The organism is Bacillus cereus group sp. RP43 (assembly GCF_040459645.1).
Lineage (GTDB): Bacteria > Bacillota > Bacilli > Bacillales > Bacillaceae_G > Bacillus_A > Bacillus_A mycoides_C.
This window is the reverse complement of record NZ_JARVHQ010000001.1, coordinates 893111-918480: the sequence shown is the minus strand read 5'-3', so window position 1 is coordinate 918480 and position 25370 is coordinate 893111. Positions and strand designations below refer to the sequence as shown.

Here is a 25370-nt window from a genome sequence, read left to right as displayed (position 1 = left end):
TTATTTCGCCCTCTCTACAAAGATTTCGTTCAACGTTGGCTCTAGCATTTTAAATTGTCGTAAGCTAACACCTTGTTCTTGCAATTGTCGCAAAATCTTTAGAGCTTCTGCATCGTCTTGTACTTTTACATAAAGAAGGCCTTGTTGTTTTTCATACGGAACATGTATAGCTTCTAATCCCTTTTCATTCTCTGCTATATCTTCAATCGTTAAATTACGAAAACCGTATTCCTTCTTAATATCACTTAACTGTCCTTCTACAACTGCTTCACCTTTTTTCAAAATACATACATGTTGGCAAAAAGCCTCTACTTGCTCCATACGGTGACTTGATAAAATAATTGTCTTTCCGCCCTGTACTTGTTCTCCAATAATACTAGCTAGCATTCCAGCATTAACTGGATCAAGTCCGCTAAATGGTTCATCCAAAATAAGGAGTTCTGGATTGTGAAGAAGAGCAGCTATCAATTGAATTTTTTGCTGATTCCCTTTTGAAAGTTCTCCAGCTGTTTTAAATTTATATTCTGGAATTGCTAAGCGCTCTAACCAATGATCAATTGCAAGATCCACTTCTTTTTTCGTCATTCCTTCTAATCTACCAAAATATCGCAACTGATCTATTACTCTACTTTTTGTATATAGTCCTCTTTCTTCTGGTAAATATCCAATTGTTACCCCGCTATCACCAAATGATTTTCCATCCCACGTAATAGAACCTTCATTTGGCGTTAATAAACCTAGTAACATTTTAATTGTCGTTGTTTTCCCTGCACCATTTCGGCCAAGTAACCCTAACACTTCACCTTTCGGTAACGAGATTTGCAAACCATTAACTGCTTTAGATTCTCCGAATATTTTTGTTAAGTTTTGAATTTGTAAACTCAATGTATATATCCTCCCCTTCAATAGCATTCTCAGTTTCATAATATGATTGTTTAAAACAGCATATAGTAACCTTATTCCATCTTCTTACATACATTCCTTTTCTTCAACCACTTACTGTTTATCACATCTTTTTTATTCATCTTATCTACTATAGGACAAACTACTATATATACAAAAGACAATATGCAAATGTTCATAAAAAAAAATGCGAAAAATATTATATTTTAATATATAATATAAAATGATTTTCTAACATCAAGGAGGATACATATGAAGATGAAGAGGGGTATTACCACTTTATTATCTGTAGCCGTTCTTTCCACATCGCTTGTAGCATGTTCAGGAACAGCTGAGAAAACAGTGGCAAAAGAAGAGAAAGTAAAATTAACAGACCAGCAATTGATGGCTGATTTATGGTATCAAACTGCTGGTGAAACGAAAGCACTTTACTACCAAGGCTACAATATTGGTCAATTAAAGCTTGATGCAGCTCTTGCAAAAGGGACAGAAAAAAAACCTGCTATCGTACTTGATCTAGATGAAACTGTTTTAGATAACAGTCCTCATCAAGCAATGAGCGTAAAAACAGGAAAAGGCTATCCTTATAAATGGGACGATTGGATTAATAAGGCTGAAGCTGAAGCTCTTCCAGGCGCTATTGATTTCTTAAAATATACAGAGTCTAAAGGTGTAGATATTTACTACATCTCAAATCGTAAAACAAATCAACTAGATGCAACAATTAAAAACCTTGAGCGCGTAGGTGCTCCTCAAGCGACGAAAGAACATATATTACTACAAGACCCGAAAGAAAAAGGGAAAGAAAAGCGTCGTGAACTTGTTTCTCAAACACATGAAATCGTCCTATTCTTCGGTGACAACTTATCTGATTTCACTGGTTTTGATGGAAAGTCTGTAAAAGATCGCAATCAAACAGTCGCAGATTCAAAAGCACAATTTGGTGAGAAATTCATCATTTTCCCTAATCCGATGTATGGCGATTGGGAAGGCGCTTTATATGACTATGATTTCAAAAAATCAGATGCAGAAAAAGATAAAATTCGTCGTGACAATTTAAAATCATTTGATGCAAAATAACAAAGAGGATGGCCTTCGCCATCCTCTTTTATTGCATATTTCTTGTTAAAGGTAAAATAAATACTTCTACACGTCTATTTTTCGCTTTTCCTTCTGGTGTATCATTTGGTGCAATTGAACGGTATTCTCCGTAACCAATTGCACTAAATTTTTCTGGTTGCAATTCTTTATTTTGGAGTAACACCTGCATAAAATTAACTGCACGCTGTGTACTTAACTCCCAGTTTGATGCAAACTGAGCATTTGCAATAGGAACCGTATCTGTATGACCCGACACTGTAATTTCACGAGGTGACGCTGAAACAAGTAGGTTAGACATCTCTTTTGCAATCCCTAACGATTCCAACTTCACATCTGCTTTCCCTGAATCAAATAGTACATTTTCTAATATCGTTAACATTAAGCCTTTTTCAGTTAACTTAGTTTGAAAAGAAGAGGATAGTTGTTTCTCATTAATATATTGATCAATCTTTTTTTGTAATGCTTTCAACTCATCCATTTCTTTTTTTTCTTTAGCTCTATCTTCCGCTTGTTTTTTTGCTTGTTCTGCCTCAAGGCTACTTGCTGATAATTCTTTTTCCTCATTTGGTTTTTGATCACTTAAAAATTCTTTATTTCCTGTTCCACCGGCTAACTCACTTCGAAAAGCAACTGCCATCTGTTTAAACTTCGCAGCATCTATACTACTCATTGCGAATAATACGATGAACAATGCAAATAACAGCGTTAACATATCAGAATATGGAATTAACCAAGTTTCATCGATATGCTCATCATGTTTTTTCTTTTTGCCTCTTCTATTTTTCTTACTCCGCATTTTTTTCTGCTCCTTTTTCTAGCTTTTTACGCTCAGTTGCAGAAAGTGCACCTAAAATGCGGTTCTTCATAATAAACGGATATGTACCTTCTTGTAACATTAATAAACAATCAATAATTAAACGTTTCTTCTCTAATTCAGCAGCAGACTTTTGCTTTAATTTATTTGCAAATGGATGCCATAATACGTAACCTGAAAAAATACCGAAAATCGTTGCAATAAACGCACCTGAAATAGCATGTCCTAGCTTTTCAATATCAGTTAAATTTCCAAGTGCAGCTACAAGACCAATAACAGCACCTAAAACCCCTAATGTAGGTGCATATGTACCAGCTTGCGAAAAAATAGTAGCTCCTTTTGCATGTCTTTCTTCAATTGCTTCTAATTCAGCTTCTAAAATTTGTTCTAAGTCTTCTGCAGATACACCGTCAATCACAAACTTCATACCACGCAAAAGAAATTCATCTTGAATTTTATCTAATTGTTGTTCTAAAGACAAAATACCGTATTTTCTACTCTCAGATGTCCAATGGACAAATAATTCTAGTAACTGTTCATAACTTAAATCTTTTTTATTTGAACCAAAAAGAACTTTAAATAATTTTGGAACTCTTTTTAGTTGATTCATCGGAAATGCAATACACACTGCAGCAAATGTACCGACGAAAATAATTAGTGCTGCGGCAGGATTTAGTAAGGCTGTTATGTCAGCGCCCTTGACGACCATCCCTACGACTACCGCTAATACTCCTAAAATGATTCCAATAATTGTTGCAAAATCCATTCCCATTCACTCCTAGTCTATACAAGAAGTCCTTTATTCTCTATAATCGCTACATCTTCTTATATACATATATTACATAAAAAATGAGCTTCATGAAAGATAAGAAATGAATTATATGAAAAAATACTACAATTTCACACATTTTCTGACATTTTCTTTGCATTTCTATTACGTTATGACTCTTATATTTCTTTTTCAATAAACTAGACTTATAATAAAAACGATACATATTTTATTAAGAAAGGACAGTGATTACAAGGTATCATGAAAAAGATAATAATTATTTCTGCCGCTACTATTGTAATCGGTATCACATCTTTCGCTTACTTTGGTTCTAAATCACCACTGCAAAACGAGGCGAAAGCTGTCGAAAGTCAAAAGCATAATAACCATCCAAAAGAAGAAATCCCTGCTTTTCCAAAAGCTGATCATACTGCAAAGAAACTAGATGATAAATTTTCCGTTGTAACAAATCCAGATTCTGCTCTTGTATTAGTCAATAAACATCGTAAATTACCAGATGGATATATTCCAGAAGATTTAACGAAACCGAACGTACCATTTACTAGTCCAAAAGATAAAGAGAAAACATTACTTCGCAAAGATGCTGCAGACGCTCTTGAAAAAATGTTCCAAGCAGCAAAAGAAGAGGGTCTAGAACTTACAGCAGTTTCAGGTTACCGTTCTTACAAACGCCAACAGTCATTACATAATACATATATTAAGCGCCAAGGAAAAGCTGAGGCTGATTCGGTAAGTGCAATTCCTGGAACAAGTGAGCATCAAACTGGTCTAGCGATGGATATTAGCTCAAAATCTGCTAAATTCCAATTAGAACCAATCTTCGGAGAGACAGCAGAAGGAAAATGGGTTGCAGAACATGCCCATGAGTTCGGATTTGTCATTCGTTATTTAGAGGATAAAACAGAGACAACAGAGTATTCATACGAACCGTGGCACTTACGCTACGTTGGCAATCCATATGCCGCATACATATATAAGCACCACCTAACATTAGAAGAGGCAACGAAGGACAAAAAATAAGAGAGCGAATCGCTCTCTTATTTTTCTTTTATTCTATTATTGTAATAATTTCTTCCATTCCTCAGGCCACGGTTCGCCTCTTCCAGTTTTTTTCGATGCTTGGACCATCATACCGCGTCCAACTAAACAAACTTCTCCTTCTGCATTTTTCACCATATAATGCAGATCTAAAGAAGAATTCCCAACTGACCCCGCTTTTACATATACTTTCAACTGTTCATCAAAATAAATTTGCTTAATGAAATTACATTGTAAATCTGCAACAACGATCATCGTTTCTGATGATTCATGTGTCCATTCTTGCATAAATCCAAGTTCTTTAAATAATGCGATACGAGCTTCTTCAAAATATGTAAAAGCAACGACATTATTTACATGTCCAAACATATCTACTTCACCAAAACGAACTTTGACAGGATTATAAAATAAAAAACCACTCTCCCATTGCTCAAAGTCTTCAATATAAGAAATTCTCTTCATCGTTCCCTCTCCTTTTCGCCCTTAAAATAAACAGAATAAACAGAAAAATAAACTTATAAATATTGCCTCTTCAACACGAAGAGGCAATATTTATTAATAGTTATTGTCGCTACCAAAGAAATCTTTGAACGATTGAATTGTTGTATCACGGTTTAATGCTGCAATTGAAGTTGTTAATGGAATACCTTTCGGACATGATTGCACACAGTTTTGAGAGTTACCACAGTTTGCAAGTCCTCCATCACCCATAATTGCACGCAAGCGATCTGCTTTATGCATTTCACCAGTTGGATGCGAGTTGAATAAACGCGCTTGTGAAAGCGGTGCTGGTCCAATAAAATCAGATTTACTGTTTACGTTCGGACATGACTCTAAACAAACACCACATGTCATACATTTTGAAAGTTCATATGCCCATTGACGCTTTTTCTCTGGCATTCTTGGACCTGGTCCTAGATCGTACGTACCGTCGATTGGAATCCAAGCTTTAACACGTTTTAACGCATTAAACATACGGCTACGGTCAACTTGTAAGTCACGTACAATCGGGAATGTCTTCATCGGCTTTAAGCGGATAGGTTGTTCTAACTGGTCAATAAGAGCTGTACATGATTGACGTGGTTTTCCGTTAATCACCATCGAACAAGCACCACATACTTCTTCTAAACAGTTCATATCCCATGCAATCGGAGTCGTCTGGTTTCCTTTTGAATCGACAGGATTACGACGAATTTCCATCAGTGCCGAAATAATGTTCATATTTGGACGATATGGAATTTCAAACTCTTGATCAAACTCTTGTGCATCTGGTCCATCTTGTCTCGTAATGATGAGGCGGATTGTTTTCTCAGACATGTTGCTTATCCCCCTTCTCTTCACCCTTAGCAGCTACATCATGTTTTGAGGAATAGTCACGTTTACGTGGTTTAATTAATGAAACATCCACTTCTTCGTAATGGAATGCTGGTGCACTTCCTTCTCCCTCAAATTTTGCCATCGTAGTTTTTAAGAAGTTTGCATCATCACGATTTGGGAATTCTGGTTTGTAATGCGCTCCGCGGCTTTCATTACGGTTATATGCGCCAATCGTAATAACACGTGCTAACTCGAACATATTTGCAAGTTGGCGTGTAAATGAAGCACCTTGGTTACTCCATCTCGCTGTATCGTTAATGTTAATGCGTTTGTAACGCGCCATTAACTCTTCAATTTTCGCATCAGTTTCTAGTAACTTTTTATTTTCACGAACTACTGTAACGTTATCTGTCATCCATTCTCCAAGCTCTTTATGAAGAACATATGCATTTTCGTTACCATCAAGCGTTAAAATATTGTTAAATTTCTCTGTTTCGATTAATTCATTTTGCTCATATACAGTAGCTGAAACAGCATCAGATGATTTAGAAAGACCTTTCATATACTCAATCGCGTTCGGTCCTGCTACCATACCACCGTAAATTGCTGATAATAGTGAGTTGGCACCAAGGCGGTTACCACCGTGCATAGAATAATCACACTCACCTGCTGCAAATAAACCTGGAATACTTGTCATTTGCTTATAATCAACCCATAATCCGCCCATTGAATAATGCACAGCTGGGAAGATTTTCATTGGTAGTTTACGAGGATCATCACCTGTAAATTTCTCATAGATTTCAATAATTCCACCAAGTTTAATATCTAGTTCTTTCGGATCTTTATGAGAAAGATCTAAGTACACCATGTTTTCACCGTTAATACCTAGTTTTTGCTCTACGCAAACATCAAAGATTTCACGTGTTGCAATATCACGAGGTACAAGGTTTCCGTAAGCTGGATATTTCTCTTCTAAGAAGTACCATGGCTTACCATCTTTATACGTCCAAACACGTCCACCTTCACCACGTGCAGATTCACTCATAAGACGTAACTTATCGTCTCCAGGAATTGCTGTTGGATGGATTTGAATGAACTCACCGTTCGCATAATATGCACCTTGTTGATATACAGCAGATGCTGCTGTACCTGTATTAATAATAGAGTTTGTTGATTTTCCAAAGATGATACCAGGGCCCCCTGTTGCCATAATCACGGCATCAGCTTGGAAACTTTTTATCTCCATAGTTTGTAAGTCTTGCGCGACGATTCCTCGGCACACACCTTCATCATCCACAACAGCTCGTAAGAAATCCCAACCTTCATATTTCGTTACAAGTCCTGCTACTTCATGACGACGTACTTGCTCATCTAATGCGTATAGTAATTGTTGACCAGTTGTTGCCCCAGCAAATGCTGTACGGTGATGTTGTGTTCCACCGAAACGACGGAAATCAAGAAGTCCTTCTTCCGTACGGTTGAACATAACACCCATGCGGTCCATTAAATGAATAATACCAGGTGCTGCATCACACATCGCTTTAACTGGTGGTTGGTTCGCTAAGAAGTCCCCACCATAAATTGTATCGTCAAAGTGGATCCATGGAGAATCCCCTTCACCTTTTGTATTTACGGCACCGTTAATTCCACCTTGGGCACATACAGAATGTGAACGTTTTACTGGTACTAAAGAAAATAGTTCAACATTTACTCCTGCTTCTGCCGCTTTAATCGTTGCCATTAAGCCGGCCAAGCCACCGCCGACTACTATAAGTTTCCCTTTCATGCTCTCCCACTCCTTACTGGTTTGCTAGCTGTGGATCGATGAACGCTAATAATGCACTCACACCTACATAAGATAGACCTAAGAAAATAGCTAATGTTACATAAGTAGAGATTCTTTGTGAACGTGGAGATACTGTAATTCCCCAACTTATGCAGAATGTCCATAGTCCATTTGCAAAGTGGAAAATTGTTGAAACAACACCAACTAAATAGAAACCAAACATAAATGGGTTGTTTAAAATATCTGCCATCATATCATAGTTTACCTCTTTACCTAACAATGCTTGAATACGAGTTTCCCAGACGTGCCAAGAAATGAAGATCAGCGTAACGATACCTGAAATTCGTTGGAAGACGAACATCCAGTTACGGAAATAGCCGTAAGATACCGCATTGTTCTTAGCTGTAAATGCAATATATAACCCATATATAGCATGGTACAGTATAGGTAAAAAGATGATGAAAATTTCTAGCGCATACCGGAATGGAAGGAGCTCCATAAAGCCTGCAGCTTTGTTAAAAGCCTCTGCTCCTCTTGTTGCAAAGTTGTTTACAATTAAATGTTGCGTCAAAAAGACACCAACCGGGATGACCCCCATTAATGAGTGCCACTTACGAAACGTATACTCGCGGCCTTTCATGTCCCCATTACCCCCTTGAATGTTTGACTGCTGTTTTCAGATTAATTTACAACAATAATGTTTTTTCACTATTGGCATAAGAAAAACTGAAAAAATTATTCGAAATATTTCAGCATAATTTGATTCCAAGTTCATTTTACCCCTATTTTTGTCGAAGCGTCAAGAAAACGTATACATAATTTGCATATAATTTGCCAATTCTTTTTTTTTCTTATATATTCAGATTTCCCCAAAGAAAAATCTGTTTTTATAAATGAAAAATGTTATATAATAATCCCTATAGAAAGAGGGGAATATTGTGAGCAAAAATACAATCGATATAACATCTTTAGAAGATGTTTCATTGAACGCCTTCGCTTATGAATTGCTACGTGAAGAATTACTAACTGATTTAATTGGTAACGATTTAGATGGTATTTTATACTGGGCCGGTAGAAACCTTGCGAGAAAATATCCGCTAGAAACAATTGAAGAAGTCATTCAGTTTTTTGAAAAAGCTGGTTGGGGCACTTTAAGCATCGTTGAACATAAACGTCGTGAAATGCAGTTTCAACTTAAAGGTACACTTATTACTGAGCGTCAAAAACAAAAAAGACATTCATCTTATCAATTAGAAGCTGGATTTATCGCTGAGCAAATTCAAAGACAAAGAAACGTCGTTGCAGAGTCCTATGAGGAACAGAAAAAACGTTCAGACTCTATTACATTTCTTGTTAAATGGGATATAAAAGATCTCATTGAAGTGTAGCATCTACTTACAGTCAACTAGACATATAAGTTTAGTTGACTTTTTTGTATATTCATTCAGGTGTGTTTATTTTAAATCTTCAGAAATTATACCAAAAAACAGAAGACATTGTAAACTACAACGTCTTCTTATCTGTTAAATAAGTATAAATTGTCTCCGCTACATTTTTCGGCATACCCGCTTCGACAAATTCCGACATGGAAGCTTCTTTCATCTTTTTTAATGAACCAAAATGTTTTAGCAATACCTTTTTTCGTTTATCACCGATTCCCGGAATTTCATCCAGCGCGGATTGAATAACAGATTTCCCATGTAATTGACGATGGAATGTAATTGCAAATCGATGCACTTCATCTTGAATGCGCTGCAATAAATAAAACTCTTGGCTATTCCTCGCAAGCATAACAGGCTCAGGCGGATCCCCAATAATTAAATGTGATGTTTTATGTTTTTCATCTTTTACAAGTCCTGCCATTGGAATATATAATCCAAGCTCGTTTTCAAGAACATCACTTGTAGCCGCGAGATGTCCTTTTCCCCCATCGATAATTATTAAATCTGGCAAAGGTAAATTTTCCTTTAATGCTCTCGTATAACGGCGTCTCACAACTTCCCTCATAGACTCGTAATCATCTGGCCCTTGGACCGTTTTAATTTTATATTTCCGATATTCTTTCTTCGCTGGTTTCCCATCGATAAAAGCAATCATTGCTGAAACAGGATTTGTCCCTTGAATATTCGAGTTATCAAACGCTTCAATACGATATGGTGTTTCAATCCCGAGTTGCTTCCCTAAATTATCAACAGCTTTAATCGTCCGTTCTTCATCACGTTCAATTAAGTGAAATTTCTCTTCTAGTGCAATTTTTGCATTTTTATTTGCTAATTCCACAAGATCTTTTTTCTTCCCACGCTTCGGCTGTGTCGCTTCAACCTCTAAAAAGCGCTCTACTAATTCCGAATCTATACTTCCTGGAACAACAATTTCCTTCGGCTTGAAATGACTACTGTTTTCATAAAATTGACCGATAAAAGTTAAAAAACCCTCTTCAGGTTCATCATATATCGGGAACATGGAAACATCGCGCTCAATTAACTTTCCTTTTCGAACGAAGAAAACTTGAACACACATCCACCCTTTATCAACTGCATATCCAAACACATCACGATCCACTAAATCACTCATAATCATCTTTTGCTTTTCCATAATTGCATCAATATGAGCAATTTGATCTCGCAACTCTTTCGCCCGTTCAAATTCTAGTTTCTCGGAAGCCTCATACATCTTTGTTTCTAATTTTGATCGAATTTCTTTATGTCCACCATTTAAAAACTTAATAATTTCATCTACAATTTCTTTATTTTGCTCTTCCGTTACTTCTTTCACACAAGGCGCTAAACATTGACCCATATGATAATATAAGCAAACTTTATCTGGCATATTTGAACATTTACGAAGCGGATACATTCGATCTAGCAATTTTTTCGTTTCATGAGCTGATTGCGCATTCGGATAAGGGCCAAAATATTTTCCTTTATCCTTTTTTACGTTTCGCGTAATGAGTAAGCGTGGCTGTTTTTCAGCTGTAATTTTAATGAAAGGATATGTTTTATCATCTTTTAATTGAATATTATATTTTGGATCATATTTTTTTATTAAATTTAACTCTAAAATAAGAGCCTCCAAATTTGAGGAAGTCACAATATATTCAAAATCAACAATTTCTCCAACAAGCCGAAGTGTTTTCCCATCATGTGAACCAGTAAAGTACGAGCGCACACGATTTTTGAGTACCTTTGCTTTTCCGACGTATATAACCGTTCCCTGCTTATCCTTCATTAAATAACAACCAGGTTGATCGGGCAAAATTGCTAACTTCTCTTTTAAATGCTCGTGCACTCGTCTCCCTCCATTTCTACATGCTTATCATTTTTATTTTCACATAAAAACATACTATGCCAAAACACCCAACATACGTTCTTTTATTGTAACGGAAAGGTTGTAAAAAAGAAAATAAAAAAAGCTACCAAATGGCAGCTTCTTTATTTTAGAAGTGTTTAGAAACTAATTCTACTAATGCTTCTTTCGGTTTGTAACCTAACGCTTGATCAACTACTTTACCGTCTTTTAATACGAAAAGAGCTGGAATGCTCATTACTTCAAATTGACGAGCAGTTTCTTGATTTTCATCAACGTCTACTTTTACTACTTTTACTTTTTCGCCTAATTCTGAATCGATTTCCTCTAATACAGGAGCGATCATTTTACAAGGTCCACACCAAGGTGCCCAGAAATCTAATAATACAACACCTTCGCTAGTTTCAGCTGCGAAGCTTTGGTCATTTGCGTTTATAATTGCCATTTTATTTCCTCCTTCAAGTATATTCTACCAAGAGTATATCATTAACTTATATACGTGGCGAATAATATGTATCGTTATGTATTGTAACAAAAAAATGTTCCTTTATACTATATAAAAATATGGATGAAATACTAAAAAGATGAGGGACAGGGGATCCCTCACCTTTTTCTATATATAGGGGTACTTCACTTGGAACTCAAGGGTACTCAAATCATGAATGTACTTTTAACTTTTTAAACTCTTCTGTTAAAAGAGGTAAGACTTCGAATAAGTCACCGACAATACCATAGTCAGCTACTTTGAAGATACTTGCTTCTGGATCTTTATTAATTGCAACGATTATTTTTGAGTTAGACATACCAGCTAAATGCTGAATCGCACCAGAAATACCGCATGCAATGTATAAATCTGGCGTAACTACTTTACCCGTTTGACCAATTTGTAATGAGTAATCGCAATACTCAGCGTCACAAGCACCACGAGATGCTCCAACAGCGCCACCTAGTACATCAGCTAACTCTTTTAATGGCTTAAATCCATCTTCACTCTTCACACCACGTCCGCCAGCGATAATAACTTTCGCTTCTGAAAGATCAACACCTTCTGCAGTTTTACGGACAACATCTTGAATGATTGTACGTAAATCTTTCACATCTACTGTAATAGAAGACACGTCACCTGTGCGAGACTCGTCTTTTTCAAGAGTTGCAATGTTATTTGGACGCACTGTCGCAAATAAGATACCATCTGTTACAATCTTCTTCTCAAACGCTTTACCAGAGTAAATCGGGCGAGTGAAGATAACATTTCCACCTTCAACTTCTAAAGCAGTTACGTCAGAAATTAGACCAGCTTCAAGTTTCGCTGCTAATTTTGGTGATAAATCTTTACCAAGTGCTGTATGTCCAAATACAATACCTTCTGGCTTTTCTTCAGCATATACAGCTAAAAACGCTTGTGCGTAACCATCAGATGTATATGATTTTAATTTATCATTTTCAACTGTCACAACGCGATCTGCACCGTAATGAATCAATTCATTTGCAAAAGAGGTAACGCTGTCTCCAACTAGAAGACCTACCACTTCACCGCCTTCTGCAATTGTTTTTGCTGCTGCTACCGCTTCAAACGAAACGTTACGTAGCGATCCGTCACGAACTTCACCCATTACTAATACTTTACGAGCCATAGATTTTCCCTCCTGCATATATAATTTCGTATTTTATTAGATTACTTTCGCTTCTGTATGGAGCAACGATACAAGTTCTTTTACTTGATCTTGCAGCTCGCCTTGTAACACTTTTCCTGCATCTTTCTTAGGAGGCAAATAGATTTCAATTGTTTTTGTCTTTGCTTCCACATCATCTTCTTCTAAATCTAAATCATCTAATGCTACTTCTTCCAGCGGCTTTTTCTTCGCTTTCATAATACCTGGAAGCGATGGATAACGCGGTTCGTTTAAACCTTGTTGTGCTGTTACTAAAACTGGTAATGTCGTTTCAATAACTTCTGTATCACCTTCAACGTCACGCTCAATCTTCACGTTTGTACCGTCAATCTCAAGTTTTGTAATTGTCGTTACGTACGGAATATTTAACGCTTCAGCTACGCGTGGACCAACTTGTCCAGATGCACCGTCAATCGCAACGTTTCCACCTAAAATTAAATCTGCATCTTTATCTTTTAAATATTCAGCAAGTACTTTTGCTGTTGTAAACTGATCGCCATTTTCAACATCATCTTCAATATTAATTAATACCGCTTTATCACAGCCCATCGCTAATGCTGTACGAAGTTCTTTCTCACTATCTTCGCCACCAACTGTTACGACAGTAACTTCTCCACCTTGTGCGTCTCTTACTTGAATTGCTTCTTCAATCGCATATTCATCGTAAGGGTTGATGATGAATTCCGCTTCGCCATCGTAAATTGCACCGTTTTTAATTACGATTTTTTCTTCTGTATCAAATGTTCGTTTCATGAGTACGTAGATGTTCATTCCATTTACCCCCTTATTTTTTCAGAAAGATTCTATCAATTTTAAAATTCTGTTAATTTATATTAAAAAAATAATTGAACTACCTACCACTAAACGAAGGCTTACGTTTTTCTAAAAACGCTGCTACACCTTCTCTTCCATCTTCACTCGTAAATACTTCACCGAAGATTTGAGCTTCGCGCTGTACACCTTCGTAATAATGAGACGATTTTGTCGTTTGCAATAACTCTAGCACAGCACGAGTTGTTGCTAGACTTTTTCCAGCAATTTGTTTTGCAACTTTAAGTGTATCGTCTAAAAGTGTTTCTTCAGAAAACACTCCGTTAACAAGTCCCCATTTTAATGCTTCTGCACCAGTAATTGGTGTACTCGTTAACATCATTTCACAAGCTTTCGCTTTCCCAACATAACGTGGTAAGCGCTGTGTACCTGCAAAACCAGGAATTAATCCAAGTGTTAATTCAGGTAAACCAAGTTTTGCACTTTCAGTTACAAAGCGCATGTGGCAAGACATAGCAAACTCAAGGCCGCCGCCAAGTGCCGCTCCATGAATTGCCGCGATAACTGGTTTTGAACATTTTTCAACACGCTCAAACGTAACTTGTCCAAGCTGTGCTAATTCTGTCGCTTGCTTCGCTTCAGTAACAGATGTAAATTCTTTAATATCTGCTCCTGCTGAGAAGAATCGCCCTTCACCGTGGATAACAACAACACGAATGTTATCATCCTTTTCCACTTGGTCAATTAACTCAGTAACGTCATGCATAACTTGTGAAGACATCGCATTCGCTGGCCCGTGATTTAACGTCGCCACCGCAATATGGTCTTCAACTCTTACAGATAGGAATTTCAACATGATCCCTCCCATTATTGACGATAACCACAAGCTGCAATAAGTAGCCCATGTACCGTTTTTGAAAGTGCGACCAGATCATACTTATGATCGCTCATTACCCAATTGGTCACAACTTCATCTACTGTTCCAAAGATCATTTGTCTTGCCACACGAACATTTAAGTCCGCCTGAAACTCACCTTGCTTTATACCTGTCTCTAAAATCTCATCCATAACTTGTAAGTAGCCTTTTAATACTTCATTTATTTTAAGGCGCAAGTCTTGATTGGACTGTCTTAGCTCTAATTGCGTAACGATAGCAAGAGGATCATTTTGTGATAACAGCAAGAAGTGCGTTTCTACCAACATGAATAACTTCGCTATAGCGCTTTCAATTCCTGCTGTTTTTTGACGAATTGTTTCAACAAATTCTCCCATCTTCTCTTGGAATAAGGATATTAATATATCTTCTTTATTTTTAAAATATAAATAAATCGTGCCATCAGCTACCCCAGCTTGCTTTGCAATTTTAGAAACTTGCGCTTGATGGTATCCATTCTCCGCAATCACAATGACTGCCGCATCAATAATTTGATTGTATTTCGGTCTATTTTTCTTCACTTTACTGTCCCCTTCAAGAAGATGACTGAATGAATAGTCATTCATATTCTTATAATACTGACTATTTAGAAAAGTGTCAATCCTATTTTTTCAAAAAGAAAGGGCCTTAGCCCGTTTGCTCATCCTCATTCTTTCTCTTCTCTTCATCTATTAGGACGCGGCGCAAAATTTTCCCTACTGTCGTTTTCGGCAATTCATCTCTAAACTCGTATACTTTCGGTACCTTATAAGCCGCTAAATATTTACGTGCAAACTGATCTAATTCCTCTTCAGAACATTCAGCGCCTTCTTTCAAAACAACAAATGCTTTTACAGTTTCCCCTCTGTACGGATCAGGAACACCGATCGTCACTACTTCTTGCACCTTTTCGTGTTCATATAACACTTCTTCTACTTCACGAGGATATACGTTAAAACCGCTAGCAACAATCATATCTTTCTTACGATCTTTCACATAGAAAAAGCCATCCTCATCCATGTATCCTACATCACCTGTATGAAGCCAGCCATCTTGCAATACAGCCGCCGTTTCTTCTGGCTTATTCCAATACCCTTTCATAATTTGTGGGCCTTTAACAACTATTTCACCGATTTCACCTGGAGGTAATGCCTCTCCTGTTTCAAGTGACATGATAATTGCCTCCGTATCTGGCCACGGTACCCCAATACTTCCTGGCACACGTTTTTCCCACAAGAAATTCCCATGTGTAACGGGTGATGACTCCGTTAATCCATAACCTTCTACTAGTTTACCACCTGTAACGCTCTCAAACTCCTCCTGTACTTCTACAGGAAGCGGTGCAGAGCCACTAATACAAGCCTGAATAGAAGAAATATCATATTCTTTTAAAAGAGGGCTATTTAATAGAGCAATATAAATGGTCGGCGCTCCTGGAAATAGTGTAACTTTATGTTTTTTAATTGCTTCAAAAACCATTTTCATATCAAACTTCGGAATAAGCACCATTTTATACCCTTGCATAATACTTAAATTCATTACAGCTGTCATTCCGTACACATGAAAAAACGGAAGGACACCAAGGATCACTTCTTCTCCCTCTTTACAATTATATAACCAATGTGCTCCCATTAAAGTGTTCGAAACGAGGTTTTTATGCGTCAGCATAACCCCTTTTGGAAATCCTGTCGTTCCCCCCGTATACTGCAAAAGAGCTAGATCATTTTCAGGATCACAGGGAACCTCAACATCAGCAGTACTTTCCCTTTCTACTGATTTCCATAGATGAATCGTTTCGCTTTCCGACACATTCACAACAAGATTCGCCTGCTTTTTTTGTACAAATGGATAAAGTAAATTTTTAGGAAATGGTAAGAAATCTGCAATACGAGTTACGATAATGTGCTCCAGCTTTGTGGCATTTTGAACATTAGTAACTCTCGGAAACACTAAATCAAGGCAAAGAATGACTTTTGCCCCCGAGTCATGAAGTTGGTACTCAAGCTCTCTTTCTGTATAAAGAGGATTCGTTTGTACTACAATCCCCCCCGCAAGCAAAGTACCATAATAACCGATTACAGATTGCGGACAATTCGGCAACATAATCGCAACTCTATCTCCCTTTTCAACACCAAGCCTTTGAAGATAATTCGCAAACTTCTTTACCTTGTCATGGAAATCTGAAAATGTAACATCTTTGCCTAAAAAATGAAGCGCTTTCTTTTCTGGATAACGAGAAGCTGTTTTCTCTAAATATCCATGAAGTGGCTGAATATCATAAGAAATAGTACTAGGAATTTCCTCTGGATAACTTTTCAACCAAGGTTTTTCCACCTTCATTCCCCCTTCAAATACATAAAAAATAAATGAATGTTCATTCATGATGGTTGTTTTCATTATATTATAGTCATAACAACGTTACAATCATAATATTCTGACTTTTATATAACTATGCTTTACTTCATTAACTTCTTAATTATATGTAGAAACTCTCCTAATTTTAAAAAAACAAGAGAGTTCACGTTACTTAACTTAATCTTATAATCGTTAAAACGGCACCAGGTGTAGTCGTTGATAATGTTGCTACAGCTAATAAACCAAACAACTGCAAACTAATTGCACTCCCCGCCGCAAGAGTCGTAATAATTGTTGCACTAAATGATGTAGTTGCTAATGCAGGGGAATTGATAGTCCCAGCAAGCGGTGCGCCATTAATTGTAATTCGCGAACTGACTAACAATGAAGCCGTTATATTAATTGTATATGAAATATAATAATTCCCTGCATTTGCAGCTGTAAATACTGTGTTCCCCCCAGACACTGTAATTCCTGGACCGATATTTTGATTATTTGGAAGCGGGACATTTGTTCCACCAAGTAATACTGATATTGCCGTACCCGACGTATTATTCGCAAACGCGTATGTTGCCGTTATACTTGTGCCTGTTGCTCCCGTTTCGCCTGTTGGGCCTGTTGGACCTGTTGCTCCCGTTATTCCTGTCGCTCCTGTTGCTCCTGTTGCCCCTGTTGCTCCCGTTGCTCCCGTTGCTCCCGTTGCTCCCGTTATTCCTGTCGCTCCCGTTGGACCTGTTGCTCCCGTTATTCCTGTCGCTCCCGTTATTCCTGTCGCTCCCGTTATTCCTGTCGCTCCTGTTGCTCCCGTCACTCCCGTTGCTCCTGTTGGCCCTGTTGCTCCCGTTGTTCCCGTTGCTCCCGTTGCTCCCGTTATTCCTGTCGCTCCCGTTGGACCTGTTGCTCCCGTTATTCCTGTCGCTCCTGTTGGACCTGTTGCTCCCGTTGTTCCCGTTATTCCTGTCGCTCCCGTTGGACCTGTCGCTCCCGTTATTCCTGTCGCTCCTGTTATTCCTGTCGCTCCCGTTGGACCTGTGTCACCTGTTGGGCCTGTTGCTCCCATTATTCCTGTCGCTCCCGTTGGACCTGTTGCTCCCGTTATTCCTGTCGCTCCTGTTGGACCTGTTGCTCCCGTTGTTCCCGTTATTCCTGTCGCTCCCGTTGGACCTGTCGCTCCCGTTATTCCTGTCGCTCCCGTTGGACCTGTGTCACCTGTTGGGCCTGTTGCTCCCATTATTCCTGTCGCTCCCGTTGGACCTGTGTCACCTGTTGGGCCTGTTGCTCCCATTATTCCTGTCGCTCCCGTTGGACCTGTTGGACCAAGCTTAGGAACTGTCCCATCGCAACTAAAACAGCATGAATCAACATGTACACCGTTTTGATTACACCCACAATATCCATTCGTATCATTGCGCCATGAAGACATGTTGATCCCTTCCTTCAAATTCAATCGTTTAAATATAAACAACGAATTAAAATACATCTACCGAATAATAAAAAGAAACTTTCATCAATGGAGATAAACACAGGTTTATTCCGTATATTCTAGTAACTATTACATGCGACACTCTCTCTTTTTGCTTGTACATTCGCCTTCCTGCTTAAACGAAATTCCTTTTCTGCATTTTTCATACACATATGGATTTCAATCTCATATATCAAAATTCGTATAATTCGTTATTTTTCGTCGAAATTTTTAAAAAATATTGACACTTAAAATATCCTCATAGTATGATTTGGTTGTTGTAATTGATAACGATTTTCAATATCGTGCATTGCATATAAAATAATTCATTTGGGGGCAGAAGATGAAGAAAATTCTTAGCATTTTCATGGTAGTTCTTCTATTCGTTGTCGGATGCGGACAACAGAAAGAAGAGAAAAAAGAAACAAAAGCGGACAATAAAAATCAAGCTATAACAATTAAACATGCTGAAGGGGAAACAAAGTTAGATAAACCAGCGAAAAAAGTTGTTGTACTTGAGTGGGTATATTCAGAAGACTTATTAGCACTTGGTGTTCAGCCAGTAGGGATGGCAGACATTAAGAATTATAATAAATGGGTAAATACAGAAACAAAACCAAGTAAAGATGTTGTAGATGTAGGAACACGTCAACAACCGAATTTAGAAGAAATTAGCCGTCTAAAACCAGATTTAATTATCACTGCATCATTCCGTAGTAAAGCTATTAAAAATGAATTAGAACAAATTGCACCAACAGTTATGTTTGATCCATCAACAAGCAATAACGATCACTTTGCAGAAATGACAGAAACATTTAAACAAATTGCAAAAGCAGTTGGAAAAGAAGAAGAAGGTAAAAAAGTATTAGCTGATATGGATAAAACATTTGCTGATGCAAAAGCAAAAATTGACAAAGCAGGGTTAAAAGATAAAAACATTGCAATGGCACAAGCATTTACAGCTAAAAATGTGCCAACATTCCGTATTTTAACTGACAATTCTACAGCTTTACAGGTTACAAAAAAATTAGGTTTAACAAATACTTTTGAACCAGGTAAATCTGAGGCAGATGGTTTTAAACAAACAACTGTAGAATCATTACAAAGTGTACAAGATTCCAACTTCATTTACATTGTAGCTGATGAAGATAACATTTTTGATACTCAATTAAAAGGTAACCCTGCTTGGGAAGAGTTAAAGTTCAAAAAAGAAAACAAAATGTATAAATTAAAAGGCGACACTTGGATTTTCGGTGGTCCTGAATCTGCAAAATCTTTAGCAAAACAAGTAGCAGATGTAATGACTGCGAAGAAGTGATGAAACGATGAATAGCTTACAACATACACTTCGAGCAAGTCTTGTATTCGGAGGAGGAGCAGCTCTCTTGCTCCTCCTTTTCTTTATTCATATCGGACAAGGGCAAGCAAACATTTCCTATAGTATGATTATCGATGCTCTTATCTCACCGAACCAATCCCTAGAACATCAAACTTTAATCATGCTTCGATTACCTAGAGCTGTAATTGCTATTTTAGCTGGAGGGGCTCTTGCTGCATCTGGGGTCATTTTACAAACTTTAACGAAAAACCCACTTGCTGAAGCCAGTACAATGGGAATTCATTCTGGTGCATATTTCTTTCTAGTAACCGCTACTATTTTTTTACCGAAAGGGTTACAAATTAACTCTCTTCTTTTCACATTTATCGGTGGTGCAATTACTGCTTTATTTGTGTACCGTATTTCTGGCGGAAAAAAAGGCACTCCACTTCGTATGGCTTTAGCTGGTATGGTCGTTACATTAATGCTTTCAGCTTTTACTGGAACGATGCAACTTTTCTATGAAAATGAAACAGCCGGTTTGTTTTTATGGGGAGCTGGGTCCCTTATTCAAAATAACTGGAACGGTGTTCAATTCGCATTTCCATTCATTATTTTTTCTTTCCTAGTTTTACTATTCATGTCACGTAAGCTTAATATCCTCTTACTCGGCGATGATGTAGCTGTTTCACTTGGAGAGAAAACCGCAGTAACACGGTTTATCGCGTTCATCGCTGCAATCTTTTTAACAGCAGTAATTGTAACTGTTGTTGGACCGATTGGGTTTGTCGGCTTAGTTGCACCACACTTAATGCGCCTTATTGGTTATCGTCAACACTTTACCCTCCTTCTCTCCTCATTCTTATGGGGAGCAATATTATTACTAGGAGCAGATGTTGTTGGTAGATTAATTGATCCAACTGGTGCAGAATTACCTGTTGGGGCAGTTACAGCAATGATTGGATCACCTTGGCTTATTTATTTAGTGTATCGCATGATGAAATCGAAACAATATATGAATGATAATGGAGCTAATGCAGCTGGAGCTAGTTCTCGCTATTACTCTTATAAAAAGGTAATCATTATATCTATCATGCTTTGTATTGTGACGATTTCTCTTGGCGTTGCAATCGGTAGCAACTCTTATATCGAAAGTATTACAAATGTCATAACAGGACAATTAACACAATTTGATAAAAATATGATGATGAATCTTCGTTTACCAAGAATGCTCGTTGCCGCTATTGCTGGAGCATGTCTTGCGATAAGCGGACTTGTTTTCCAAGGTATATTACGAAATCCACTTGCTGATCCTTCTATTATTGGTATTTCATCGGGAGCAGGTGTTGGTGCTTTAACCATTATGTATGTCTTCCCTGCACTTCCTGGTTTCTTCCTACCAATTGGTGCATTTATTGGTGGACTACTTGCAGTTGGAATTGTCCTTTTCTTCTCATGGAAATCAGGATTTAGTCCAACAGCTCTTGCTTTAATAGGAATTGGCATTTCGGCGCTCGGTTCAGCGATTATTCAAATCTTTATCGTTAGGGCGAATTTAAACGTGGCTGCTGCTTTAACGTGGTTGTCAGGCAGTACTTATGCAAGAGGATGGAATCACTTAGAAAATATCATTCTATATCCATCGCTGATTCTCGTACCAATTATATTTTTCTTAATGAAACAACTCGACGTTCTTGTGCTTGGCGATGATTTAGCAACCGGACTCGGACAGCCTGTAAATAAAACGCGTCTTGCTCTAATTGTTTTAGCGACACTACTTGCATCAGTCAATATCGCTGCTGTCGGTACTATCGCCTTTTTAGGCCTTGTTGCACCGCACTTAGCGCGGATCGTTGTTGGCATGAATCATCAAAGACTATTCGTTTGTTCAGCACTGTTTGGAGCAATCCTTCTTTCCGTTGCTGATTTACTCGGACGAACGATTGCATATCCGAAAGAAATCCCTTCTGGCCTTGTCGTTGCTGTACTTGGAGCACCTTATTTCTTATGGTTGATGAGGAAGAGTGGGAAGAAGGTTGGTTAAAAAAAGAGGCTTCTTAATATGAGAAGCCTCTTTTTTATTCGTTCTGATAGGTTAAAAGGAAACTATCTTTTTTTCACGAATGTAACCTATGAACATAACTAGGAGGGATAAATATGTACCAAACTATTGAAGGTTTTCTACAATCATGGACATACGAGGCTGAGTCTACTCAAAAGATGCTCGATGTATTAACTGATGAATCTTTATCACAGGAAATTGCACCTGGGCACTGGACTTTAGGGAGAGTCGCTTGGCATATCGTTACAGCACTTCCTGTTATGCTATCAGGGACAGGACTTAAGTTTGAAGGAGAAACGAAAGATTATCCTGTACCAACTTCAGCAAAAACAATTGCAGATGGGTATCGCAAAGTGAATACGGCTTTTATTGAAGCACTTCAAAGTGAGTGGACTGATAAAGACTTAGCTACTATTAATAACTTCTTTGGTCGTCCTATGCCGAATTCTATATTTTTAATGACACTCATCAATCATCAAAATCACCACCGCGGACAGATGACTGTTTTAATGCGTCAAGCTGGCTTAACAGTCCCTGGCGTTTATGGTCCTGCAAAAGAAGAATGGGCTGCTACTGGAATGGAAGCTCCCCAAATGTAACGACAGAAAAAGACAAGGTGTTTATGCACCTTGTCTTTTTCTGTAACTTGTTTCATGTGAAACTATTTTCTACTAAATGGTATTTTATGAGAAAATACGTTAAGATAAATTCATATTAATTGGAGGGAACTAAATTGAATACAAAAAACAAAAAAATAACAATAAGAACTCTCTTACTAACTTCTATCATTGGAGTTATCGGTGTATCTCTTTATTTCACAAGTTATGGTACCCCTTGGGGAAAACAAACAGCAGTTACGGAATCAAAAGAATATATTACAAAATACTTTGATCTAGATGCAGAAGTCAAAAATACTTCTTACGATGCTAAAATGAATAGCTATGCAATCGCCTTTGAAACAATTGAAGATGGAGAGTTTACTATCGAATATAAAGGTCCTAATAACTTTAACATTTCTCCAGGAGTGCAAGAGTATTTAAGCAAACACTATAAATTTACAGAGTAGTAACGAAGCATACATATACAAAAAAGAGTTGGTATAACGCCAACTCTTTTTTACGTATTCTTGTCATACTGTTATATCTTCCTTCTCTATATTTTTAATTCCGTAATATGCAATCGCAACTCCAATCGCTGCAAATGTGAATTGAAGAGGAAGAAACGTCGCTATAGGAAATATGGGCGGGTTATTAATTGCGATTAATACAACGATAATAGAAGAAACGATTGTAGCTGGCACAGAACGTTTACGCATCCCGAAATATAGAGGAATTAAGCTTATTCCTGCCGTGGCAATGGCTAAAGGAATAAGATTTATCCCTTCTTGAATCAATTGATCTACTGTGAATGAATTAGGAAGAATTGAAAAATAACTATCTATCCCAAAGAAAATTCCTACTACTAAAATGTTCGATAAAATAACTGTTATAAATGTTAATGTCGCTGTAATAGCCAACTTACTAGCCATCATTTTCTTTCGGTTAATTGGATAAGAAAACATGAGTAGTATTGTTTTACTTTTATATTCATCAATTATTAACTTGGCTATTAGTACGCCACCAAAAATAATAAATGTTGCTCTTACTAACGCACTAGCCATCGACAAAATTATCTGCGGATCCCTTATTTTTGGATCCCCTTCTATTTGAGCAACGATACTAACGAAGATTAGTAGTGCCAGTATAACGATATTCGCAATAACCGCTCTCTTCACATACCATCCGAGCTTAAACTTCTTCAATTCTAGCTTCATAAGACGTAGCATGATAGTCCTCCTTTCATGTAAGCCACTGAAATTAACTTAAAATTGCAATTACTATTATTTTTTTCACTATTCATACCCCAGTTCGTTGTTGTTTTAAGCTTGCTTCACGCCACATCAATCTTGTCGATTTTACGATATGAAAGATAACTAATAAAAATCCCTAATAAACAGAGCACTATTGGGATAACGATAAAATTAAACATACTTACTTGACCGTTTCCAGAACCAAAGTTACTATTAATTAGCATCCCAATTATTACTGCAGAAGTAATTGTTGTCGGTGTCGATTTCTTTCTCATCCCAAAAAATAAAGGAATTAAACTTATACCAGATATCATAAATGCATTTATAAAAGTAGCTGGAACGATAGCTATTATTTCACCTATCGTAGCTGGCGTTTCAATTAGCCCCATCATTGGACTCACAAAATATACGAGTAAACTAATACTGAAAGTAGCGATAATCGTGCTCACAAAACAAAAACAAAAAACAATTGTTAATTTCGCCCTCATTAGCATTTTTCTTTGCAGTGGGTACATAAACAATAGTTGTATTGTTTTGTTCTTATACTCATCAATTATTAAACGTGATAAAATGACCGAACTAAAAATAATGAATGTTATCCTAATAACAGTGTTTATTAAAACCATTTGTTGCGTGAAGTCAGAGAATAGCCCATCTACCTCGTCTTTCGCTCCCAACGCCATGAGGTTTACTACGGTGAAAATTGCTATAATACAAATTGCTACACTTTTAAAATAACTAGATAATTGATGTTTCTTCCATTCAAGCTTCATTAATTTAAACATGTAAACTATGCCTCCATTCCTTATATAACTGCCTCTACGCTACTAACATTCTAATTCCAGCAGTAACTACGCTTAACATTCCTATCACTAATAAAATTAAAATCCATTTCCGCTCAGGTTTTCTATAATATAAAATCCCACTTATGAACATTACGATCAATCCACTTACTATATTCACTAACAATCCACTAGGCATGAATGCCCTCTCCATCCATTACATTTAAGAAATACTCTTCTAAGGAACTATGTTTCTTATTAATACTTTCAATTTCTACATCGTTCATAATAAGTGCTTTTGAAATTGCCTGCTGCGTCGCCGCCACTTCATAAATACGAATCATGTTTCCACTCATTATTTTGTAATTTTTTATACCAAGTTTATCTTCTAAAATATAAGCTGCACGTTTTACGTCAGGAACAGTGATTTCAATGTACTCTGTTTGTTTTCCGTTAATACTCTTCATTGAAACTTCTTTTATTAGTTTTCCATTTTGAATAACACCGATTGTATCTGCCATTTGTTCCATCTCACCTAAAATATGACTAGAAACTAATAACGTAATGCCATATTCTTTGCAAAGCATTTTAAATAAGTCTCGTAACTCTTTAATACCAATTGGATCTAAACCATTAATCGGTTCATCTAAAATGAGTAATTCTGGCTTTGTCATGATCGCCCTTGCAATACCGAGTCGTTGTTTCATTCCTAATGAAAAATCTTTTACTTTTTTATTATCTATACCGTGCAGTTTCACTAAATTTAAAGCATGGTCAATTGCGTCTTTATCGTAATATCCCATATATTCACAATGTAATTCTAAGTTTTCCTTCGCCGTTAATTTATCATAAAAGATTGGATATTCAATAATTGTCCCCATTCTTTTTAATACTTCATAAGATGTGTCTGTTAACTTCTCACCGAAAATTTCAATATCACCGCTCGTCGGTTTTATTAAATTTGTAATCATTTTCATAATCGTTGTTTTACCAGCACCGTTCGGTCCTAAAAAACCGTAAATCTCTCCTTTTTTCACATGCATGTTAACACTAGAAATAACTTCTTTTCCTTTAAACACTTTCGTTAACCGGTTCGTTTTTAATATATATGTCATGTCACTTTCCCCTTT

The 25370-nt window shown here is 37.1% G+C and carries 26 protein-coding genes; 7 read left to right on the top strand and 19 right to left on the bottom strand.

The window, feature by feature from the left end:
* Positions 1-885, bottom strand: coding sequence for an ABC transporter ATP-binding protein (locus QCI75_RS04770; RefSeq protein ID WP_144507212.1), 885 nt, complete (start codon positions 883-885; stop codon positions 1-3).
* A gap of 270 nt (positions 886-1155) precedes the next feature.
* Here QCI75_RS04770 and QCI75_RS04765 point away from each other — a divergent pair, with 270 nt between their 5' ends.
* The gene (locus QCI75_RS04765) at positions 1156-1983 is read left to right on the top strand and encodes a 5'-nucleotidase, lipoprotein e(P4) family (protein ID WP_144507499.1); all 828 of its coding nucleotides are present in this window, start codon (positions 1156-1158) and stop codon (positions 1981-1983) included.
* A gap of 28 nt (positions 1984-2011) precedes the next feature.
* Here QCI75_RS04765 and motB read toward each other — a convergent pair whose 3' ends face one another.
* Positions 2012-2800: a flagellar motor protein MotB gene (gene motB / locus QCI75_RS04760; RefSeq protein ID WP_098775514.1), complete on the bottom strand. Its 789-nt coding sequence runs from the start codon at positions 2798-2800 to the stop codon at positions 2012-2014.
* Positions 2790-3584, bottom strand: a complete 795-nt coding sequence (gene motA, locus QCI75_RS04755) for a flagellar motor stator protein MotA (protein WP_144507497.1) — start codon at positions 3582-3584, stop codon at positions 2790-2792. Before motA ends, motB begins: the two co-directional genes overlap by 11 nt.
* Before the next feature lie 264 nt (positions 3585-3848).
* Here motA and QCI75_RS04750 point away from each other — a divergent pair, with 264 nt between their 5' ends.
* The gene (locus QCI75_RS04750) at positions 3849-4628 is read left to right on the top strand and encodes a M15 family metallopeptidase (RefSeq protein ID WP_353760018.1); all 780 of its coding nucleotides are present in this window, start codon (positions 3849-3851) and stop codon (positions 4626-4628) included.
* Between the two features lie 36 nt (positions 4629-4664).
* On the opposite strand, the gene QCI75_RS04745 is transcribed toward QCI75_RS04750, so the two are convergent.
* The 4 genes from QCI75_RS04745 to sdhC all read right to left on the bottom strand — a co-directional run bounded on the left by QCI75_RS04745 (position 4665) and on the right by sdhC (position 8389).
* A complete protein-coding gene (locus tag QCI75_RS04745; RefSeq protein ID WP_353760017.1) occupies positions 4665-5108 on the bottom strand; it encodes an acyl-CoA thioesterase in 444 nt (147 codons plus the stop codon).
* Between the two features lie 93 nt (positions 5109-5201).
* Entirely contained in the window at positions 5202-5963 is a 762-nt protein-coding gene (gene sdhB, locus QCI75_RS04740; RefSeq protein ID WP_002088861.1) for a succinate dehydrogenase iron-sulfur subunit, read from the bottom strand.
* On the bottom strand, positions 5956-7749 hold the full coding sequence (sdhA, locus tag QCI75_RS04735; RefSeq protein ID WP_144507489.1) for a succinate dehydrogenase flavoprotein subunit: 1794 nt from the start codon (positions 7747-7749) through the stop codon (positions 5956-5958). Before sdhA ends, sdhB begins: the two co-directional genes overlap by 8 nt.
* Before the next feature lie 13 nt (positions 7750-7762).
* Entirely contained in the window at positions 7763-8389 is a 627-nt protein-coding gene (gene sdhC / locus QCI75_RS04730; RefSeq protein WP_002015407.1) for a succinate dehydrogenase cytochrome B558, read from the bottom strand.
* 298 nt (positions 8390-8687) lie between these two features.
* Here sdhC and QCI75_RS04725 point away from each other — a divergent pair, with 298 nt between their 5' ends.
* On the top strand, positions 8688-9137 hold the full coding sequence (locus QCI75_RS04725) for a YslB family protein (protein ID WP_144507486.1): 450 nt from the start codon (positions 8688-8690) through the stop codon (positions 9135-9137).
* Between the two features lie 115 nt (positions 9138-9252).
* Here the strand turns inward: QCI75_RS04725 and uvrC are convergent, their stop codons facing one another.
* From uvrC to QCI75_RS04685, 8 genes are all read right to left on the bottom strand, one after another.
* Positions 9253-11037: an excinuclease ABC subunit C gene (uvrC, locus tag QCI75_RS04720; protein WP_353760016.1), complete on the bottom strand. Its 1785-nt coding sequence runs from the start codon at positions 11035-11037 to the stop codon at positions 9253-9255.
* Positions 11038-11185: 148 nt separating this feature from the next.
* A complete protein-coding gene (gene trxA / locus QCI75_RS04715) occupies positions 11186-11500 on the bottom strand; it encodes a thioredoxin (RefSeq protein WP_000974757.1) in 315 nt (104 codons plus the stop codon).
* Positions 11501-11711: 211 nt separating this feature from the next.
* Entirely contained in the window at positions 11712-12689 is a 978-nt protein-coding gene (gene etfA, locus QCI75_RS04710; protein WP_353760015.1) for an electron transfer flavoprotein subunit alpha, read from the bottom strand.
* A 36-nt stretch (positions 12690-12725) separates the two neighbouring features.
* Complete coding sequence (gene etfB / locus QCI75_RS04705) at positions 12726-13499, bottom strand: electron transfer flavoprotein subunit beta (protein WP_144507479.1); 774 nt, start codon at positions 13497-13499, stop codon at positions 12726-12728.
* 79 nt (positions 13500-13578) lie between these two features.
* Positions 13579-14355: an enoyl-CoA hydratase gene (locus tag QCI75_RS04700; RefSeq protein WP_000911298.1), complete on the bottom strand. Its 777-nt coding sequence runs from the start codon at positions 14353-14355 to the stop codon at positions 13579-13581.
* Between the two features lie 11 nt (positions 14356-14366).
* On the bottom strand, positions 14367-14954 hold the full coding sequence (locus QCI75_RS04695; RefSeq protein ID WP_425290595.1) for a fatty acid metabolism transcriptional regulator FadR: 588 nt from the start codon (positions 14952-14954) through the stop codon (positions 14367-14369).
* A gap of 106 nt (positions 14955-15060) precedes the next feature.
* A complete protein-coding gene (locus QCI75_RS04690) occupies positions 15061-16746 on the bottom strand; it encodes a long-chain-fatty-acid--CoA ligase (RefSeq protein ID WP_353760013.1) in 1686 nt (561 codons plus the stop codon).
* A gap of 193 nt (positions 16747-16939) precedes the next feature.
* Entirely contained in the window at positions 16940-18190 is a 1251-nt protein-coding gene (locus QCI75_RS04685) for a BclA C-terminal domain-containing protein (protein WP_353760012.1), read from the bottom strand.
* A gap of 382 nt (positions 18191-18572) precedes the next feature.
* Here QCI75_RS04685 and QCI75_RS04680 point away from each other — a divergent pair, with 382 nt between their 5' ends.
* From QCI75_RS04680 to QCI75_RS04665, 4 genes are all read left to right on the top strand, one after another.
* Complete coding sequence (locus tag QCI75_RS04680; RefSeq protein ID WP_353760011.1) at positions 18573-19547, top strand: ABC transporter substrate-binding protein; 975 nt, start codon at positions 18573-18575, stop codon at positions 19545-19547.
* A 7-nt stretch (positions 19548-19554) separates the two neighbouring features.
* Positions 19555-21591 carry a Fe(3+)-hydroxamate ABC transporter permease FhuB gene (gene fhuB / locus QCI75_RS04675; protein ID WP_353760010.1) on the top strand — a complete coding sequence of 679 codons (2037 nt, stop codon included), beginning with the start codon at positions 19555-19557 and terminating at the stop codon, positions 21589-21591.
* Positions 21592-21704: 113 nt separating this feature from the next.
* Positions 21705-22208: a DinB family protein gene (locus QCI75_RS04670; protein ID WP_016120862.1), complete on the top strand. Its 504-nt coding sequence runs from the start codon at positions 21705-21707 to the stop codon at positions 22206-22208.
* A gap of 134 nt (positions 22209-22342) precedes the next feature.
* On the top strand, positions 22343-22675 hold the full coding sequence (locus QCI75_RS04665) for a YfjL-like protein (RefSeq protein ID WP_001093305.1): 333 nt from the start codon (positions 22343-22345) through the stop codon (positions 22673-22675).
* Positions 22676-22738: 63 nt separating this feature from the next.
* Here QCI75_RS04665 and QCI75_RS04660 read toward each other — a convergent pair whose 3' ends face one another.
* The 4 genes from QCI75_RS04660 to QCI75_RS04645 form a co-directional block, all read right to left on the bottom strand.
* Entirely contained in the window at positions 22739-23434 is a 696-nt protein-coding gene (locus tag QCI75_RS04660) for an ABC transporter permease (RefSeq protein WP_144509149.1), read from the bottom strand.
* A 104-nt stretch (positions 23435-23538) separates the two neighbouring features.
* Positions 23539-24243, bottom strand: a complete 705-nt coding sequence (locus tag QCI75_RS04655; RefSeq protein ID WP_144506933.1) for an ABC transporter permease — start codon at positions 24241-24243, stop codon at positions 23539-23541.
* 34 nt (positions 24244-24277) lie between these two features.
* A complete protein-coding gene (locus QCI75_RS04650; protein ID WP_186320913.1) occupies positions 24278-24439 on the bottom strand; it encodes a hypothetical protein in 162 nt (53 codons plus the stop codon).
* Positions 24432-25355: an ABC transporter ATP-binding protein gene (locus tag QCI75_RS04645; protein WP_144506934.1), complete on the bottom strand. Its 924-nt coding sequence runs from the start codon at positions 25353-25355 to the stop codon at positions 24432-24434. The genes QCI75_RS04650 and QCI75_RS04645 overlap by 8 nt, the downstream gene beginning before the upstream one ends.
* Between the last annotated feature and the right edge of the window lie 15 nt (positions 25356-25370).